This window comes from Streptomyces sulfonofaciens (assembly GCF_014656295.1).
Classification (GTDB): domain Bacteria; phylum Actinomycetota; class Actinomycetes; order Streptomycetales; family Streptomycetaceae; genus Streptomyces; species Streptomyces sulfonofaciens.
In genome coordinates, this window is the sequence record NZ_BNCD01000003.1 from 17538 (window position 1) to 35119 (window position 17582).

A 17582-nucleotide genomic window follows, 5' to 3' on the forward strand; every position below is an offset into this window, starting at 1 on the left:
CGACCAGCGGGCCGGGATGCGGGCGGAATCGTCGGTGAGCAGGTCGTCGATCCGGTCCGCATGGGTGCAGTGGACGAGGATGCAGACCCGTATGGTCTGGCGGCCGTCGACGACGGTGCTGGAGAGAAGCACACGCGGATCGTCGTTGAGCCGCGCCAGCAGGTGACGGGTGGCCCGGTCCGCCTCTTCCGCAGCCTGCGGGCTGTCATCGCGGGGGCGGGCCCGGAAGGCACGGTGGTCAAGTCCGGGCGCCGGGGAACCCCGAGCGCCTGGAACCCCGTCAGCCTGCCGTACACACGCTGGGCGAGGTCGATTTCTTCGTCGAGGGCTTCCCGGGAGGCTGCCCCGCCGCGCAGGTGCAGGTCATCCAGGCGCGCAGCCCACGCGAGGCGGTCGTGCCGGGCCGCGGGCACCGCCGAGAACGTCGCCACGGAGCCGCCGGTGGTCAGCAGGCCGGTACTGCCCTCCGGTAGACCGCACACGTCCTGCGCCATCCAGCGCAACACGCTCCTTCAGCGCGGTGAGTGCCGGAGCGCCACGGCCAAGCTGCTGTACGGGTCGGTACCCCGGGCGTAGAACTCGGCGAGTGCGGAGGTGCACGGACCACCGTACGCCAGATCCCCAGTCCCGCAGTCTCCGGAGCGGAGTCGACGGCGCTGTCCGGTAGCCCGTGGACGGCCGGCGAGCGACATCACCCGGCCGACTGCCTATCGTCACGAAGCTTGTTGGCGAGCTGGACGCGTGAATTGATTTCCAGCTTCCGGAATATGGTGCGAAGGTGCGCGGCAATCGTATTGGGGGAAAGCATGAGCTCACCGGCGGCCGACCGATTGGAGTGGCCTGCTCCCACGAGACGGGCGACACGCTGCTCCGTGTCGGTCAGCGCTTCCCAGCCGGACAGGGGCCGCTCGCCGGCGCTGGTCCAGCGCCGGCGACGCAGGCCCGTGGCCTGCATGGCGTGCTGGACGCGGCGCACGTCCCCCAGTGCCCCCAGGTTCTGGAAGGCGTCCCCGGCCGTTTCCAGCATCTGGGTCGCCTCCGCCTTGTCGCCGCGCCGGAGCAGCGCATACCCGACCCTCTCCCATGCCCCGGCCTCGAGAAGCCTTCGCCGGCTATGCTTGATCCCTTCGAGCCCCCGCCGCAGGAGTCCGACGTCATCGGTTGTCAGTCCTTCTGCCTGGTCGGCCAAGCCGCTGATCAGGTGGGAGTTCGGATTGCGCTCGGCGTAGCAGCGGAGAAGGCGGGCCATCCGGACGGCCACATCGTGATGACCGCTCGCGGCCGCTGCCTCGGTGAATTCGACGATCCACTCGGGAATGCCGGCCGGCTGCTCGGACCCCCTGAAACCGATGCGGAAGTCGTCCAGTATGCGGTGGTGCAGGACGAGGCGGATAGCTTCGTCGGGCTTGCCTTCGGCGAGGAGAATGCGACCCCACATGATCACCTGGCGTGGCTCGGGCGGTTCCCCGGTGACGTCCCAGTTCACTGCGCCGCAGAGCTCGCGAGCGATCCGGAGGTCGCCGCGGTGGAGGGCGATCCGGGCCATGACGACCTTCGCCGCTTTCTGGAAAACATGTTGTGGACCATCTCCCAGGGCCATCAGCGCGGCGAAGCCGGTGCTGGATTCGTCGAGTCGGCCTTTTCGGAAGTCAAGCACTGCTTGGGCGAACAGCAGACCGGGAATTTGGTACGAAGTTCCTGTGTCGTCGGCGCTGCGCCGGCTCAGCAGAATCAGGCGGCTAGCGGAGTCATATTCGTCCACGAGCAGCAGGGTCATGATCTCGCCCACATCGAAAGATCGTCCAGTGGAGCGCAGCAGCGAGAACTGCTCCAGAGCCGCGCTGACGCGGCCTTCGGTCAGCGCGATGTCGGCCCGCGCGCGCAGGGCAAGGGCCTCGGCGGACCGGTCGCCGCTGCGGCCGGCCTCTTCGAGCACCTTGACGCTGACCTGTTTGGCCCGGACAAGGTCCCTCCCTCGCGAGAGCGCGAGCGCGTGGAGGCTGAGCAGGTGCCGACGTGTTCTGGGCGAAAGTCCGTTCAGTGCGAGTGCCGCCTCGATCCTCGCGCACATCTCGTCGGGCCTGCCCAGGCTCCACAGCAGCCAGGCCAGCCTTCCCTGGATGCGTGCTGTGTCCTCGTTACTGAGATGGTTTTCCAGGAGGTCGTCGCCCAGCGCCATCGCCTCACGCGTGCGGTGGGCCTCGCCGAGGATATCGATGGCCTCCTCGCCGAGGCGCAACGACAGGTTGTCCCACCGTGGCAGCAGGGCGAGGGCGGCGACAATGAGGTCGGCCGCCGTCATGGGAGCGAGGGTACGCAGTGCCGCGGCCGCCCGGTGCAGGATGTCGACTGCTCTGCGGTCGTTCTTCACCGCACTCACCAGCAGATGGGGCGCCGCTTCCACGGGATCGTCGCCGGTCGTCAGGAGCAGCTCCGCCGCGGCCCGGTGGAGCATGGTGCGCATCGGGTGAGGCACGTCCGCGTAGACCGCTTGCCGTACCAGGTCGTGACGGAAGACGATGCGGTCCTTGTCGGTCCCGAGGACACCGGCCCGCATGGCCTGTTCCAGCCAGCGGATGACGTCCTCGGTCGAGGCACCGTCCAGCAGCGCCGCGGCATCGTCGATGCGGAATGACCGTCCCAGAACGGCGCCGACGGCCAGGACGCGGCGGACCTCCTCGGGCAGCGAGTGCAGCCTGCCGCGCAGTCCCGTCACAAACGGGGCGGGAAGTTCCTGGCCGCCGGTCGCCGCGTCGTCGCCCGCGGGTCCGGCCTCCACGCACATGGCATCGATCAGTTCGACCGCGAGGTAGGGCACGCCGTTCGCCCCCTGCAGCAGACGCACCAGACGCTCGCCCGGTGGAGCACCCAACCGGTCCCGGGCGACCAGTTCGACATCGGAGGCCGCCAACGGCTGGAGGTCGACGACCTCGACGGGAATGTCCGTCCTCACGGCGGCATGCACCTTCTCCGCCGTTCCAGCAGGGTCTGTGCGGGAACTGAGCATCCACACAACGGGCACATCCGCCAGCCGCACAGGCAGGGTGCGAAGAGCGAAGACGCTGAGGCGATCGGCCCATTGGACATCGTCCACCGCGATGAGGAGCGGGGACCGCATCGCGTGCTCCTCCAGCACTCCGGCCAGCCGGTCCACAAGCCACAGCTTCTGGCGGTACAGAGGTGCAAGGTCCGCGAAGGCTTCGGCCGACAGGAGCGGGCGGCTTCCGAAGCGCAACGCCGCGAGGAGAGGAGCCATCGGAGCGATCTGGTTCTGCTCTTCCGCTTTCCCGAAACCGATCGTGAATCCCAGGCGGGAAGCCTGTGCCACCACTGTGTCCAGCAGGGCGGTCTTGCCGATGCCGGGCTCCCCACGGACGAACACGGCTGCGCCCTGCCCCGTCTGCTCCACTCGTCGAAGGAGGCTGAGAACCCGGCTCATCTCATCCGCACGTCCTCTGAGAACTGGTTTCACGACCGCCGCCTTCCGACGCTGCCGCGGCCGGCGGCGGCCGCCTCGGCGAGGAGCGGGAGTACGTCCTCGTCGACGGGAGTCGCGTGGCAGCCACCGCATTTCAGCACGGCATCGGTCGCCGCCCCGCCGCGTCCGCGGAGGCTGCCGGTAACGTGCCATGTCCCGGGCACGGCATCTCCTCTCCTTCAACGCGGGCGGCCCGAATGGACGACCGGCCCGCGCCTGGCTCCGCCTCACTACGACGGGTCGCCCTTGCCCCCACTCTGCGCCAGTTCAGTCCACCGGTACACGAAGACCGTCAACACGCCCGACCTCGATTGCAGACAGCATTTTCCATATTTTCCATGCTGCGACGGCCGGGCTCTCCGCCGGTGCGGCCGGCCTCGGTCTGCCGACGTCCGGCAGAACGCAACCGTGGAAGGAACGCCCGCCACGAGGCGTCCCTCCGCGAGAGCGGCCCGCGCCCGAGCCTCGGGACTGCGCGCGGCTGCGGGTGCCCCCGTCAGTCCCGGTCAGCCCTCGTCAGGAGGTTTCGATCGCGTTCTTGATGCGCCGGCCGAAAGCGGGTGCGTCCTTGCGGGACGCGCTGACCGCGAGACCGACCAGCAGCTTGCCGAAGCCGTGGCCCTCCAGCACGTTGAACAGCCGCATCCGGGTCTTCCCGTCCCCGGTCAGTTGCAGGTCGTAGCCGCCTTCGGTCGTGGTCACCGTGTTCTTGGACAGTTCCGTCCAGCGGATCTTGAACGGGGCCTCCAGGGCGGTGATCCTGATTTCGCGCTGCGAGGTCATGCCCGCATCCTTCGCGGTGCTGCGGAACATCGTACCGACCGTGGTGGCACCGGCCGGATCCTTGTCGATCCGCTGCACCCGCGGGCTGAACTGCGGATCATTCGTGCCCTCCGCGAGAAAGGCGAAGACCTCCTCGATGGGCCGATCGATCTCGGTGACTACTTCGATCTGTCCGCTCATGACGATCACTCCCTCGTTCCAGAATAACGTCGTCCGAGCATCGAGACGATGACGTGAGTGTGGGCCAGGCCCAGGGCCTGCTTCATCTCGCGGTAGTCGTGCTCGATCCGCCAGCGGAGCTCGGACAGCCGCACAAGCGTGGTCAGCGGGGTGTCGTCGGGCAGGTTGGAGAGCCGGAACTGCACCGGCTCTGACGCGGTGGCGGGCCACTCCGCCAGCAGCCAGCATGCGGGCAGCTCCGATCCCCCGACGGCCTTGCGGATTCTCCCGTCCGGGCAGCCGGATCCGCAGACCACGAAGCGCGAGTACAGGCGCTTGAACCCGCTGCGGCCGGTGCCCCGGCGGGATCCCTCCCGCCACTGCACGGGCTGGGCCGCCTGCTTTCCCGCGGCGCTGACCAGCTCTTTCACGCTCTTGGCCGCCTCGGGGTATGAAGGGCCGGGTCGGACGTCCACGACCGCTGTGGGGCGGGGTCTGCAGCGTCGCGTCGTGCGGGTGGCGGTGACAGTGGCCGGGACTTCACCGCCGCCCGGCCCGGCACCCGGCTGCTCCCGGCGCTCCTCCACCACGGTCGATCCGCTCACGCTTGCCCCAGCCGCGCAGGATCTCCCGGCTCACCCCCGGATCCCGCGCGACCTCCGTGATCGTCTTGTCGGAGGAGCGAACCAACGCGATCACGGCCCGCTTGAACCCCACCGAGTACCGCTTCGAGTACTGGCTACCCACCTGGCACTACTTTCTTCGGACCCTCACCTCCCAGACTCCAGGTGTCCAGCCACACGGGGAAGCTTCAACGACCGGCTCCTCCACGGACTCGTGCTCGGTGATGGTCTCGCTCATCAGGCGTCTCCTTGATCATCGGATCCGCCGTTGATTAGTCAGACACTCCCGGAATCAGCGCCTGGGACGCACGTCGAGATTGCCGTACTGCTCGCCACGCACCTGTGCGGGGTCGAACAGACCCGAGAGGAATGCGATGTCGTCCGCGCTGAGCGGCACCGCTGTGGCGGCGATGTTCTGTCGTGCGTACGGTGCCCGCTTCGTGCCGGGGATGGGGGCAATGTCGTAGGGCTGGGCGAGCAGCCAGGCCAGGGCGATCTGCCCTGGGGCGTGTCCCCGCTCGTCGGCGAACGCCTTCAACTGTTCGATGAGGCGCAGGTTGTGCGCGAAGTTCTCTTCCTGGAACTTGGGCAAGGTGGCGCGGAAGTCGTCGCTGGACAGCGAGGGAGTGCCGGTGAAGCCGCCGGCGAGGGCGGCTCGGCCCAGGGGACTGTAGGGCACGAAGGTGATGCCCAGCTCGCGGCAGGTGGCAAGCACCTCCTGCTCCACCTCGCGGGCCCACAGCGAGTACTCGCTCTGGAGAGCCGATATCGGCGCCACCGCGGCCGCTCGGTGCAGCAGGTCCGGCTCGACCGAGCTGAGTCCGAGCGTGCGCACCTTGCCCGCGGTCACCAGGTCGGCCATCGCGCCCACGGTGTCCTCGATCGGCACTGTGGGGTCGAGGCGGTGGTAGTAGTAGAGGTCGATGTGGTCGACACCGAGGCGGCGCAGGCTTTCGTCGCAGGCGGCGGCGACGTATTCGGGCCTCCCATCGAAGGTCACCCCGCCCTCCGGGGCGGGTTTCGCGCCGAACTTGGTGGCCAGGACGACCCTGTCGCGTACGCCGCGCACGGCCCGGCCCAGTAGTTCCTCGTTGTGTCCGAAGGCCTTGCTGGACTTCTGGTCGGTGGCCGAGGAAGCCGCGCCGTAGATGTCGGAGGTGTCGAAGAAGTCGATGCCGGCGTCCATGGCTGCCCCGATCGTGGCGATGGAGTCCTCGTCGTCCGCGTCGCCGTAGTACTGGGACATTCCCATGCATCCCAGGCCGATCGGCCGGATGGAGACGTCGCTGTGTCCGAGGGTGATACGGGCTTTTTGCATAATGTTCCTTGGTCTTTCAGAGTCCTTGTAGCTGTCAGGCAGCGATAGCGGCGATGGTCTTGTACTCGATGTACTGGGCGAGGCCCGTGGCTCCGAACTCGCGGCCGATGCCGCTGCTCTTGGCGCCCCCCCGAAGGCGCCGCCTGTGTCGATGGGACGCCGTTGACGGGCACCCGCCCGGCGACACACCGCCGGCGAGGCCGTACTTGGAGTCGTTGGCGATGCGCACGGGACCGTCCTCGTCGTCGAAGGGGATGACGATCAGGACGGGGCCGAAGTCCTCCTCGCGAGCGATCCGCAGGGCGCTCTCGACGTCAGCGAACAGTGTCGGACGGACGTGGTGTCCGCCTTCCGGTCTCTCGGGCGTCCGTGTGTCGCCGGTGACCAGCCGGGCTCCTTCGACGACGCCGAGGACGATGCGCCGACAGCCGCGGTGGAACCGGTGAAGGCGTGGCCACTGGACACCTGTCAAGCGTCCAGTGGCCCACACGTTGGCGCGGTACGCCGTCGTCGCGGGGGCGCCCACACCGTGTGCCACGCTTGTGAGGCCGGGGACCCTGAGTGTCTTACACCGAGACCGTCTTGTACTCGATGTACTGGCTCAGCCCCACGGGCCCGAACTCCCGACCGATGCCGCTTGCCTTGTACCCGCCGAACGGGCCCTCCAGGGAGTGGGGAGCGCCGTTGACGGAGAACGTTCCGGTCCTGACCTGGCGTGCGATGGCCAGGCCGCGTTCTTCGTCGGAGGTCCACACTCCGCCGCCGAGACCGTAGGGGGAGTCGTTGGCGATGCGCACCGCCTCCTCGTCGGTGTCGAAGGGGATGACCACCAGCACCGGGCCGAAGATCTCCTCCTGCGCGATCCGCATCGAGTTGTCGACGTCTGCGAAGAGCGTCGGCCGCACGTAGTAACCGTGCGCGAGTCCTTCCGGGACCTCGGGGCCACCGGTGACCAGTCGGGCTCCTTCTTCGATGCCGAGGTGGATGTACGAGATCACCCGCTGCTGCTGGTCCTCCCGGACCATGGGGCCGATGAAGGTGGCCGGGTCGGCGGGGTCCCCGACCGTGAGCGACTCCACCATGCCCTTCAGCCGCGCGAGGGTCTCGTCGTACCGGCCGCGGTGGACCAGGATCCGGGTGTGGGCCACGCAGTTCTCGGCGTTGTTGCCGAAGGAGAGGAACTTCAGCCCTTCGCTCAGTGCGTCGAGGTCGGCGTCGTCGAGCACGATGGCTGCGGACTTGCCGCCGAGTTCGAGGCTGACCCGCTTGAGCTGCTCGCCGGCGATCGAGGCGATGCGGCGGCCGGCGGCCGTGGATCCGGTGAAGGCGATCTTGTCCACGCCGGGGTGGGACACGAGGTACTCACTGGTCTCGCGGTCGGCGGGCAGGATGCTGAGCACACCCTCCGGCAGTCCCGCCTCGTTGAACAGCTCACCCAGCAGGAGCGTGCTGAGCGCTGTCTCCGGTGAGGCCTTGAGCACGGCGGTGCAGCCCGCGAGCAGTGCCGGCACCAGCTTGACGAGAGCGGACTGGTGCGGGGCGTTCCACGGGATCACCGCGGCGACCACACCCACCGGCTCCCGGCGCACCAGGGTCCTGGTCCCTTCGGCGGTAGCGCGGGAGATGTCCTCCTCCCAGGCGAAGGAGTCGGCCGCGCGCAGGAAGGCGGCGGTCTGTTCGGACAGCGCCTTTGTGGTCCAGCCGGTGAACCAACGGGCCGAGCCGTTCTCGGCCGTGGTCAGGTCGGCGATCTCGTCCGCGCGGGCGGCGTGGAGCTCGGAGAAGCGGGCGATCACGCGCGCCCGCTCGGCGGCGCTCATACGCGGCCACGGCCCGTTGTCGAATGCCTCTCGCGCGGCACGCACGGCACGGTCGACATCGGGGGGCGTGGCCTCGGCCGCCCGTCCGACCAGGGACTGGTCATGAGGTGAGCGGACCTCCAGGAGCTCGGCCCGGGTCGGCTCGACCCACTGGCCACCCACGTACAACTTCGGGTAATTGATCATGATCTTCAAGCTTCCCATGAACCTTTTTGTCAGTAAATGATGCTGTTTGCTTCTCCTCGACCACGTTAACACAACGCCGTTTCACTAACAAGGGAACATCGTTGTGCTAACCTGGCCGTTGTCGTGAGCAGTCAAGATGTGTCGTTCCGGCGCGCCCGCCGGCCGGAGCACAAGGAGCTGAGGGCGTCGTCGATCATCGAGGCGGCGCGCAGGCTCGGGCTGACCAAGGGGGTCCGCGCGGTCACGCTCACCGACATCGCGGGCGAGGCGGGCCTCCACAAGTCCGCGGTGCTGCGCTACTTCGAGACCCGCGAGGAGGTCTTCCTGCGCCTCACCGCCGAGGGATGGACGCAGTGGGCCCGCATGCTCCGCGACGAGCTGGACGGAGCGTCCGGGGCCACCCCCCAGGCGCTGGCGGAAGCGGTAGCCAAGACTCTGGTCGAGCAACCGCTCTTCTGCGACCTACTGGCGCACGCCTCCCTCAGCCTGGAACGCGAAGTGTCGAGCGACACGGTGCTCACCTTCAAGACCGTCGTCCTCGCGGCGGTCGAGGATCTCGCAGCGACGGCCGCCCGCTACCTTCCGCCGCTCGGAATGAGTGGAGCCCGGGAGCTGATCGGAGGCGTCAGCATGCTCGCCGCCGCCCTCTGGCAGATCTCCCATCCGCCCCCCACACTGGCGACGCTCTACCTCGAACGCCCCGAGCTGGCCCACGCCGCCGTCGACTTCGCTCCCAAGGTCACCGAGTACACAGCAGCTCTGGCTACGGGGCTGACGGAGCGCGGAGCCGGCAAGCCGGCGCAGTGAGGGCCTGAAGGGCCTCGTCCTCGGCGAGCAGTTCCCGTAGGTCATTGGCATCCGGCCGGGACTGACTCAGCACAATTGTCGATTGCTCGATCTGATTTGGTCGTCAGCATCACGGGGAAACATCGGGCTGTCACTGTGGGTTCTTGAACACCTGCCCCTTCGCCTCGACGCCATAGCTCCCGTCCATGCCAAGCGGCTGGACGTACCGGTGCCGCGCTGCCCCTGGCATGTCCAACATGGCCTTGACCGGAGGGGCGCTCTCACTGGCTAAGCCGCCGCCCGCCCTCGCCGGGCAGGACTGTTTGCCACATCAGTCTTCGTCGTCTCCCCCAGTCGTAAGGATGTGGTGGATGCCCTCCAGCACCTCCTCCGACAAGACCGGAGCCCGTGACAGCCAGTAATCAAGCCAATCACCGTTCGCCATAGGTGCAGGTCACCACCCCAAGTCGAGGTACCGTCGTCGTCAAAGAGGAGAGTCCATCGCTTCGGCGGTCTCCCGGTCGGCCTTCAGTGCGGATGTGGTCCTCGATGGCGGGCAGGTAGGAGGGATCGGGCGTCCTCGACAATCCGGTGCGAGCGGTGGCGGAACCCGCCGGGAACGTCGTCCATCAGTCCGGCCTGGCGACCGAATTCGAGGACTTGCCAGAAGCCCGTCAGCAGGCTGCTGCGGTACTTGTTGGTGTCTTGGCATAACCCATGAACCATCCGGTTTCTAACCGGAACGCCCTCTCAGATCCCACTGCTGGTTCGATGCGCCCGAGCAACTCCACAGTTGGATCTTCGTTCCGTTGGCGGTGCCCGCGTCGCCGGCCTCAAGACACAACCCCGACTGCACTCCTGTGATCGTGCCGTTGGCGTTGACGTTCCACTGCTGGTTCGTCTGCCCGTTGCAGTCCCAGATGATCGCGGCAGTGCCATTGCCGGTCCCCCGCCCGGAGGCGTCCAGGCACTTGCTGCCGTAGATCATGAGTTGCCTGGAGGCGGTGTAGGTCCACCGCTGGTTGGTGCCGCCGTGGCAGTCCCACAGTTGTGCCTGGGTGCCGTTGGCCGTGGTGGAGTTGGGGATGTCGATGCAGCGGCCCGACTGCCCGCCGACGATCTGCTGGCCCGTGGGCGGGGGCGGGGTGGTCGAGTCGAACTGGGTGAAGAACTTCCACACCTCTCCCGACGTCCAGGTCTGCCAGCCGCTGCCGCCGCTGTCGATGGGGCCGGGGTCGTGACCCCCGTCGAACGCGGCCCATACGACGGGATGCCCGGACGAGCACCCCGAGTAGGCCGTGATGATGTGCGTGTGGCTGCCGGACGACGGCTCGGGCGGGTTCTGCGGGGTGCAGCCGTTGTTCCGTACGAACGTGTCGCGCAGCGCCCGTCCCGAAGAGATCGGCAGGACGTTGTCATTGATGCCGTGGAGCCCCATGTACGCGATGGGCTGGGTGCCGCCGCTGCATCCGCTGAGGTTCGCGCCGGAGTAGACCGCGACCGCGCGGAAGACCGTCGCCCGGGAACAGGCCAGGGCGTACGTCATCGCCCCGCCGTAGCTGAAGCCGCCGGTGAACAACTGCGCCGTGTCGACGCACAGGCCTGCCTCGATCTGCCGGACCATGTCGTCGACGAAGGTCACGTCCTGGCCGCCGGAATTGGCCCAGCCGTTGTTGATGCCCTGGGGCGCCACGAAGATCGTGCCGTTGTTCGCGCTGTCCGCCAGCCGCCTGAGGCCGTAATAGGACCAGTTGTATCCGTCGGATCCGCCCGAATCGACATCGTTGGCGGTGCCGCCCACCCAGTGGAATCCGAAGACCAGCCGGTAGGCGCGGGTGCTGTCGTAGTTCGCCGGGACCCTGAGGATGTAGCTGCGGCTCTGGCCGCTGCTCGAGATCGTGTGCGTACCACTGTTCAGCGCCGGAGCCTTGCCGCATCCGTCACTGGCGGCGGCACTGGCACTGGTGGGCGACGTGCCTGCGTCGGGACTGCGGCCCAGCGCCGTACCGGCACCGGACATGACGAGAAGTGCCGCGGCCACAAGGGGCATGAAGAGGGACCTTCTCTTCTTCACTGCTTCTCCTTCTCCTTCTCCGTCGAGGCGCAGGCGGCTCAGACGCCGGCGATGGTCCACGCGTTGTTGGTGCTGGAATTCGGCGTCCACATCACCGTCGTCGAGCCGGACGTGGTGCTTCCCGCGCCGTCGAGGGCGGTGCCGGTGCCGCGGTTGACGATCTGGTAGCGGTTGTTGCCGAGGCTCTTGAGCGACCACTGCTGGTTGTTGCCGCCGTTCCACGCGCTCTGCCGGGCGGGAGCGCCGTTGGCGGCGTCGCCCCAACTGTCGGCGGCCATGCCATTGGTGCGGTTCATGATCCGGTAGTAGCCGTTGCCGAGGTCGATCAACTGCCAGTGCAGGTTGCTGCTCCCGTCGTAGGTCCACTGCTTGAGGTTGGAGCCGGAGGCGACGTCGCCCCCGCTGTCGAGTGCCAGCCCGCTGGTCACATTGGTGATCTCGGCCCAGCTAACGGGGACGCCCGCGCCGTTCAGGGCGGGGATCTGGCCGGAGAAGGTGAGCTTGATCGTGTACGCCAGGGCGCTGAACGGCGCACCGGACGAGGGCATGGCCAGGTGCAGGCCGGAGGTGTCCTGGGTCGGTGCGGGCAGGTTGATGTACGTGCCCGCGGTGTTGTCCAGCAGTTGTGCGCCGGTCAGGCTGCTGAGGTTGATCCGGTTCGAGCTCAGCGTGGCGATGGTCATGGTGCCGCCCTGCCAGCCCAGCGCGGTGGCGTACAGGACCTTGTTGTCCTGGCTGCGGGTGAACCGGATGTCCTTCGCCGTGCCGGCCACCGGGCCGCTGAACGAGCCTCCGCCCATCTGGGTGGGGCCCTCGCCGTAGCTGGTCCAGGAGCGGGTGCCGTAGATCGCTTCTCCGAAGCGGCCGAGCCAGTCACCCATGGCGAGCAGGATCGACTGCTGCCCGGAGGGGATGGTGCCGTCGGCCGTCGGGGCGATGTTCAGCAGCATGCTGCCGCCCTTGCTGACGCGGTCGATCAGCGCGTGCAGCAGGGCCTGCGTCGAGTAGTAGCCGATGCCCACCGTGTAGCACCAACTGGAGGAGGAGATGCTGTCGTCGGTCAGCCAGTACGGGGTGAGCAGCCCGGCCGGGCCGCCGCGCTCGAAGTCGAGGACCTCGCCCTTGTTGTCGAAGCCGTCCTTGTAGGTCGCGGCCACGTCCTTGTTCCAGGCGACCGCCTGGTTGTAGTAGTGCGCGAGGAACTGGAGCCGGTAGGACTCCTGCACCTGACCCAGGTTGAAGTCCTGCCAGACCAGGTCCGGCTGGTAGCCGTCGACGACCTCGATCAGCTTCTGGTACCAGAGCTGGTTCTCCGCGGCCGCGCCCTGCTGGCCGTAGAGGATGCGCAGCGTCGGGTCGGACTGGTACGGCACGTGGTCGTAGTAGCCGGTGAAGTGGTACGCGTGGTGCAGCGAGGCCATGAACTTCAGCCCCTGGCCGCGGATGGCCTTCGCCTGCAGCCCGACGAGGTCGAGCTTCGGACCGTGCTGGACGGAGTTCCACGGGCTGGCGTGGCTGTCCCACATGGAGAAGCCGTCGTGGTGTTCGGCGACCGGGCCGGCGAACTTCGCGCCCGCGGACTTGAACAACTGCGCCCAGGCGTCCGGGTCCCACTTGCCGCCCTGGGAGGCGAGCTTGGGGGCGAACTGGACGAAGTTCCCGGCCTTGTCGCGGGCGCCGTCGATGAAGTTGTGGTACGGCCAGGCCGACGGGTCGCCGTAGGTGGCGATGTGGTGCTTGTTCTCGTTCGAGCCGCCGACGTACATGTTGCGCGGATACCACTCGTTCCCGTACGCCGGGACGCTGAAGACGCCCCAGTGGTAGTAGATGCCGAACTTGGCGTCCTGGAACCAGGCCGGGGCCGGAGGGTGCTGGTCCACCGAGGACCAGCTCGCGGTGTAGCTCTGCGGGCCGTCGGTGGCGGCGGCCTCGGGGGCGAAGCGCAGCAGACCGAAGGCCGTGGCCGCGCCCGCCGCCGCGATCAGCCGGCGCCGGCTGATCGGAAGGGAGGAGGAAGTCATAGGGGGGCCTCTCTGCGTGAGTGGCGCGGGTGGGTTCAGGAGGTCAGCCGTGCATCCACTTCTGGTTGCTGCCGCCGTTGCAGGTCCACAACTGCAGCAAGGTGCCGTTCGCCGTTCCGCCGCCGGTGGCGTCCAGGCACAGGCCGGACTGGACTCCGGTGATCGTGCCGTTGTCGTGGATCGTCCACTTCTGGTTGGTGCCGCCGTCGCAGGACCAGATGTCCACCTTGGTGCCGGGGCTGGTGCCCTGGTCCGAGGCGTCCAGGCAGGAGCTGCCGTAGACCCGCAGCTCGTCCGCCGCGGTCTTCGTCCACTGCTGGTTGCTGCCGCCGTTGCAGTCCCACAGCTCCACCTGGGTGCCGTTCGTCTGCGACTGGTTCGGCACGTCCACGCACCGGCCGGAACCGGTCCCGGTGATCGGGGCGGTGATGCCGTTGGATCCGCCGGACCCGGGGGTGAGGGACAGGTTGTCGAACTGCGCCGTCTCGGTCTGGCTGGTCGCGTAGCCGACCTGGCCGCCGGCGTAAGTGCTGTCGTTCACGGCGGCGACCTTCGTATCGTCGATGACGGCGGTGATGCTGCTGCCGGAGAAGGTCAGGCCCAGGGTGTGCCACCGGTTGGTGCCCAGGGCCGCGGTCGTGCCCTGGGCCAGGGTGGTGACGTTGCCGTTGGTGTTCGAGCGCTGGATCGACCACGCGCCGGTGTCGCTCACTCGCAGGTGATAGGCGTTGAGCTGGCCGGTGCTGCTGTAGTCCTGCGTGTTCGCGCGTCCGATCAGTTCGGCGTATCCGGACTGTTCGAGCAGTACGTCCGAGGAGACGGTGTAGTTGCTCCAGCCCACGTCGCCGAGCAGGGCGTGCGGATCGGACAGCGCGTCCCAGGTGATCGGCTTCTGCGGGCTCATCTGGCGTACGCATTTGCCGGAGCGGCCGCCGCCGCAGCCGGCCACCTCGAAGGCGCCCTGCCAGTCCATGAGGTACTTGGCCTCGGTTCCGGTGGCGTAGCTGTCGAAGGAGTCGCTGTACGGCAGGCCGAACGTGCCCCGGGCGGGACCGGTGGCGGTGCCCTTGCCCTGTCCGGTCGTGGTGGTGAGGGTGTACACGCGGCCGGGCTGCAGGGTCAGGCTGAAGGCGCCGCCGGACGGGGTGATGTCCGTGGCGTGCACGAAGTGGTCGGACGTGTTGTTGGACCGGACGTCGGTCGACCAGACGTGGACGGTCCTGGTCGAGGCCAGCCCTCCGGCGACGTTGAAGTTCAGGGTCTGGGCGCCGCTGGCGTCCATCGTCTCGATGACCGTGGAGTAGTCGGAGTTGTTCGTGGACTTCAGGGATACGTAGCTGCCGTTGTTCCGGTTGCCGCCGATATAGCCGCTGGAGTCGTCGAGGTAGTGCCACCCCGGGGCGGTGAACTGGCTCGTCTGCGCCATCACCCAGGCGTTCTTGCCGATCGCGTAGTAGCCGGACCACGGCTCCGGTGCCAGGGCGAGCCCCATACTGGGGTAGGGCAGGTTGGGCGTGAGCGCGGCGACCACGGGCCAGTTGAGATACGCGGTCATCCGGCCGTCGATGTATCCGCGGTTGATGCCGCGGGCCACGGCCGTCGCGCCCGCGTTGTAGTCGTCCGAGCCGTTCTCGCTCGCCCATAGCTGCTTGCCGGACGAGGTGGCGGCCGACGGCACCGAGCAGTTGGTCTGTGCGGAACGGTAGCCGCAGGGGTAGTGCGTGCCGATGATGTCCACCGACGCGCGGAACGCGGCGTTGGAGTTGATGTCGTTCGCCACGGCCCAGTCCGAGTCGGCTGCGACGATCTTTACGTTGCCGTAGCCGTTGGCGTTGAGCGTGCTGCGCAGTTGCTGGTACCAGGAGACGTTGTAGCCGCGCTCGTTCCACCCGCCGAGGTAGTCGATGGTCAGCCCGTGCTGTTTGGCGCAGCCGAGCCATGAGACCAGATAGTTGATCATGTCGGTGGACCAGAAGTTGCCGTTGCCGATCCAGCCGGGTGCACCCCAGGAGAGCGCGGCCAGTTTGATGTCCGGGTTGCGGGCCTTGGCCTGTTCCATCAGCCACCACTCGTAGCCCCGGTTGCAGTTCAGGTCGGACCGGGTGTGCTGGTGGCTCGGCTCGGCCCCCGAGGTGGAGTTGGTGTCGCCGCCGACCTCGGCTTTGAGGATCTGCAGGGAGGCGCCGTAGCCGGGCTTGAACAGGTAGTCCAGGACCTGGCCGCGTTGGGGTTCGGGATAGTCGATCAGGAGTCTGCTGTTGCCGCCCCCGCCGCTGATCGCGCCGACGCCGTCGAAGGTGCGGCCGCCCGACGCGCCGTTGATGGTGATCGAGGTGGCGGCCTGGGCCAACGTGGCGGTCGTGCCCACGATGCCGCCCGCGGCCAGGATGAGGCCCGTACACATGGCCGTCGGGACGCGCAGGCGCCGGAGCAACCGGCGGAATGCTGACACGATGGTTTCCTTTCGCAGGTCGGAGGTGCCCCGTGGCCGGTGCGGTGGTCAGCGGAGTACGAAGTTCTGGTTGGTGCCGGGAGCGTTCTTGCACGGCCACTGGTCGAGTTGCTGGCCCGGGGTGTCGGACGCGCCGTAGACGTCCAGGCACAGGCCGCTGTTCTTGTTCTGGAACTCGTAGGAGCCGTCGGACTGCCGTACGGGCAGCCAGAGGCTGCTTGCCGCCGTGCCGGTGGCCTGCTGGACGATGTCCGGGGTGCCCGCCGTCGTGGAGCCGCCGGCCACCGCCACGTCGAGGCCCGAGTTCTGGGCCCGCAGTTCGCCGTAGCCGCCAGAGGCCGGCACGAACCGGAACTGCTGGTTGCTCTGCCCGTTGCAGGTCCACTGGTCGATCGCGGCGCCCGCGCTGCCGGAGTTGCCGTGTACGTCCAGGCACAGGTTGTTGTCGGCGACCACGAGCTGGTGGTAACCGCTCGGGAAGCCGGCGCCGGACGTGGCGGGTGTCAGATAGACCGCGAACGCGTCGTGCGAGGCCTGGAACGACAGCGGCACCGTGAGCGAGCCGGCCGAGGTGCCGACGTTCTGGTCGTACACGATCTGCGGCGCGGCGAGCGGCGCCTGGTCCGGGATGCGGTGCACGGTGACGTGCACGCTGCCGGCGTCCGCCAGCCAGGGCACGGACGCGAGCCCGTTGAAGGCCACGGACGCGGAGCCGGTGTAGCCGTTCGCGTCGCCGATCATCGCCACGGCGCGCTTGTTGACGGAGTCCTGGGAGGCCGAGATCGCGGTGGAGCCGACCTGGCCGGAGGTCTCCACGAGGGTGCCGGTCATGTCGGCGTAGTCCCGCAGCGCCCACCAGTTGCCGGTCGGCTGCCAGCTTCCCCCGCTCTGGGTCAGGACCCCGGTCAGGTTCGGGGTCATGCAGCACACCCAGTTGCCGCGCATCGCGTTCGTGTACCCGGACTGCGCGAACCGCGCCAGGTACCACGCCGTCACCCCGGCGGTCTGCCGGTCGGCCGGCTGGTACTCGTTCGAGGACAGCGGCAGCGGGCCGATGCCCGCCGCGTTCAGGCTGCTGTTGAGGGACTGCGAGACGGTGACCGGGTCGTCGACATCGCCCTCATTGTGGTTGGCGATCATGTCCGGCACCGTCCCGGCCGCCTTCGCATGCGCGAGCCAGGTCTGCCATTGGCCCGGGTTGCGCTGCGGGGTGAAGGCGAAGGACGGCCCCACGATCTTCGCCGAGGGGGCGAGGCGCCGGATCTCGCGGTACGCGGTGTCCCACATCTGGAAGTACTGAGCGCTGTTCACGCCCCGGGTCCAGAAGTAGGAGATGTCCGGCTCGTTCCAGATGTCGTACGCGAACGTCAGCCCCGAAGCCTGCAGCGCTCCCACCGTGGAGTCGATGAAATTGATCCAGTTGGAGCAGTCGCCGTTGTCGCACGGATACCTGGTGTTCGACGGCTGGCCGCCGTTGGCGCCGTAGATGTCGCTGACCAGCACCTGGTACTGCGCGTGATAGGGCGCCTGGGTGAGCCGTTCTCCCTGCGCGATGATCGAGTCGAGGTCAGCCCGGGTGGCGGAGCCGTACTGGTAGTCGTCCTTGATCCAGCCGCCGGAGAACCAGCCGCCGCCGCGGAACGCGTTGACCCCCAGCGGCTTGATGAACTGGTCCGCCGGCTGACTGCCGTCCGCCGTGAACCCGTAGAGAAACCCCTCGCCCACGCCGGTCGCCGGGCCCCGATCCGACGCCAGGCTCACGCTCAGCGCCTCGCCCGCGGCGGCCCGGCTCTCGGCCGTCGCGAGCATCTGCAGCACGAACGCCAGGACGGTGCCGACCGCGAGTACCAGGCGGCCGCGTCTCGCTCTCGTTCTCATGGGA

The 17582-nt window shown here is 68.1% G+C and carries 10 protein-coding genes and 2 pseudogenes; 1 reads left to right on the forward strand and 11 read right to left on the reverse strand.

Translation table 11 applies throughout. The annotated features are described in order from the left end of the window. Positions 1 to 691 precede the first annotated feature (691 nt). The 7 genes and pseudogenes from IE313_RS05900 to IE313_RS05930 form a co-directional block, all read right to left on the reverse strand. Positions 692 to 3631: an ATP-binding protein gene (locus IE313_RS05900; RefSeq protein ID WP_308439143.1), complete on the reverse strand. Its 2940-nt coding sequence runs from the start codon at positions 3629 to 3631 to the stop codon at positions 692 to 694. Between the two features lie 363 nt (positions 3632 to 3994). Next, the gene (locus IE313_RS05905) at positions 3995 to 4441 is read right to left on the reverse strand and encodes an SRPBCC family protein (RefSeq protein WP_189929872.1); all 447 of its coding nucleotides are present in this window, start codon (positions 4439 to 4441) and stop codon (positions 3995 to 3997) included. A gap of 59 nt (positions 4442 to 4500) precedes the next feature. After that, positions 4501 to 4939 (reverse strand): annotated as a pseudogene (locus IE313_RS05910) (transposase); the annotation flags it as partial. 21 nt (positions 4940 to 4960) lie between these two features. Then, positions 4961 to 5167 (reverse strand): transposase, encoded by a 207-nt coding sequence (locus tag IE313_RS05915; RefSeq protein WP_189929873.1) that lies wholly within the window; start codon positions 5165 to 5167, stop codon positions 4961 to 4963. Between the two features lie 168 nt (positions 5168 to 5335). Then, positions 5336 to 6361, reverse strand: a complete 1026-nt coding sequence (locus IE313_RS05920; protein WP_189929874.1) for an aldo/keto reductase — start codon at positions 6359 to 6361, stop codon at positions 5336 to 5338. A 34-nt stretch (positions 6362 to 6395) separates the two neighbouring features. Beyond that, positions 6396 to 6779 (reverse strand): annotated as a pseudogene (locus tag IE313_RS05925) (aldehyde dehydrogenase family protein); the annotation flags it as partial. Positions 6780 to 6927: 148 nt separating this feature from the next. Next, positions 6928 to 8367, reverse strand: a complete 1440-nt coding sequence (locus IE313_RS05930) for an aldehyde dehydrogenase (protein ID WP_189930249.1) — start codon at positions 8365 to 8367, stop codon at positions 6928 to 6930. Positions 8368 to 8490: 123 nt separating this feature from the next. Between IE313_RS05930 and IE313_RS05935 the strand changes: the two genes are divergently transcribed. Continuing rightward, on the forward strand, positions 8491 to 9174 hold the full coding sequence (locus IE313_RS05935) for a TetR/AcrR family transcriptional regulator (RefSeq protein WP_189929876.1): 684 nt from the start codon (positions 8491 to 8493) through the stop codon (positions 9172 to 9174). A 712-nt stretch (positions 9175 to 9886) separates the two neighbouring features. Here IE313_RS05935 and IE313_RS05940 read toward each other — a convergent pair. From IE313_RS05940 to IE313_RS05955, 4 genes are all read right to left on the reverse strand, one after another. Next, entirely contained in the window at positions 9887 to 11203 is a 1317-nt protein-coding gene (locus IE313_RS05940; protein WP_189930250.1) for an RICIN domain-containing protein, read from the reverse strand. A gap of 62 nt (positions 11204 to 11265) precedes the next feature. After that, positions 11266 to 13248, reverse strand: coding sequence for an alpha-L-fucosidase (locus IE313_RS05945; RefSeq protein ID WP_189929877.1), 1983 nt, complete (start codon positions 13246 to 13248; stop codon positions 11266 to 11268). A gap of 43 nt (positions 13249 to 13291) precedes the next feature. After that, complete coding sequence (locus IE313_RS05950) at positions 13292 to 15700, reverse strand: RICIN domain-containing protein (RefSeq protein ID WP_229924419.1); 2409 nt, start codon at positions 15698 to 15700, stop codon at positions 13292 to 13294. Positions 15701 to 15748: 48 nt separating this feature from the next. Further along, positions 15749 to 17578, reverse strand: coding sequence for an RICIN domain-containing protein (locus IE313_RS05955; protein ID WP_189929878.1), 1830 nt, complete (start codon positions 17576 to 17578; stop codon positions 15749 to 15751). Positions 17579 to 17582 lie beyond the last annotated feature (4 nt).

Excerpts from the sequence above, each read along its gene's own strand:
- IE313_RS05930 (WP_189930249.1), bottom strand. The coding sequence starts at position 8,367 with ATGATCAATTACCCGAAGTTGTACGTGGGTGGCCAGTGGGTCGAGCCG.
- IE313_RS05955 (WP_189929878.1), bottom strand. The coding sequence starts at position 17,578 with ATGAGAACGAGAGCGAGACGCGGCCGCCTGGTACTCGCGGTCGGCACC.
- IE313_RS05900 (WP_308439143.1), bottom strand. The coding sequence starts at position 3,631 with ATGGCACGTTACCGGCAGCCTCCGCGGACGCGGCGGGGCGGCGACCGA.
- IE313_RS05945 (WP_189929877.1), bottom strand. The coding sequence starts at position 13,248 with ATGACTTCCTCCTCCCTTCCGATCAGCCGGCGCCGGCTGATCGCGGCG.
- IE313_RS05940 (WP_189930250.1), bottom strand. The coding sequence starts at position 11,203 with ATGCCCCTTGTGGCCGCGGCACTTCTCGTCATGTCCGGTGCCGGTACG.
- IE313_RS05920 (WP_189929874.1), bottom strand. The coding sequence starts at position 6,361 with ATGCAAAAAGCCCGTATCACCCTCGGACACAGCGACGTCTCCATCCGG.
- IE313_RS05905 (WP_189929872.1), bottom strand. The coding sequence starts at position 4,441 with ATGAGCGGACAGATCGAAGTAGTCACCGAGATCGATCGGCCCATCGAG.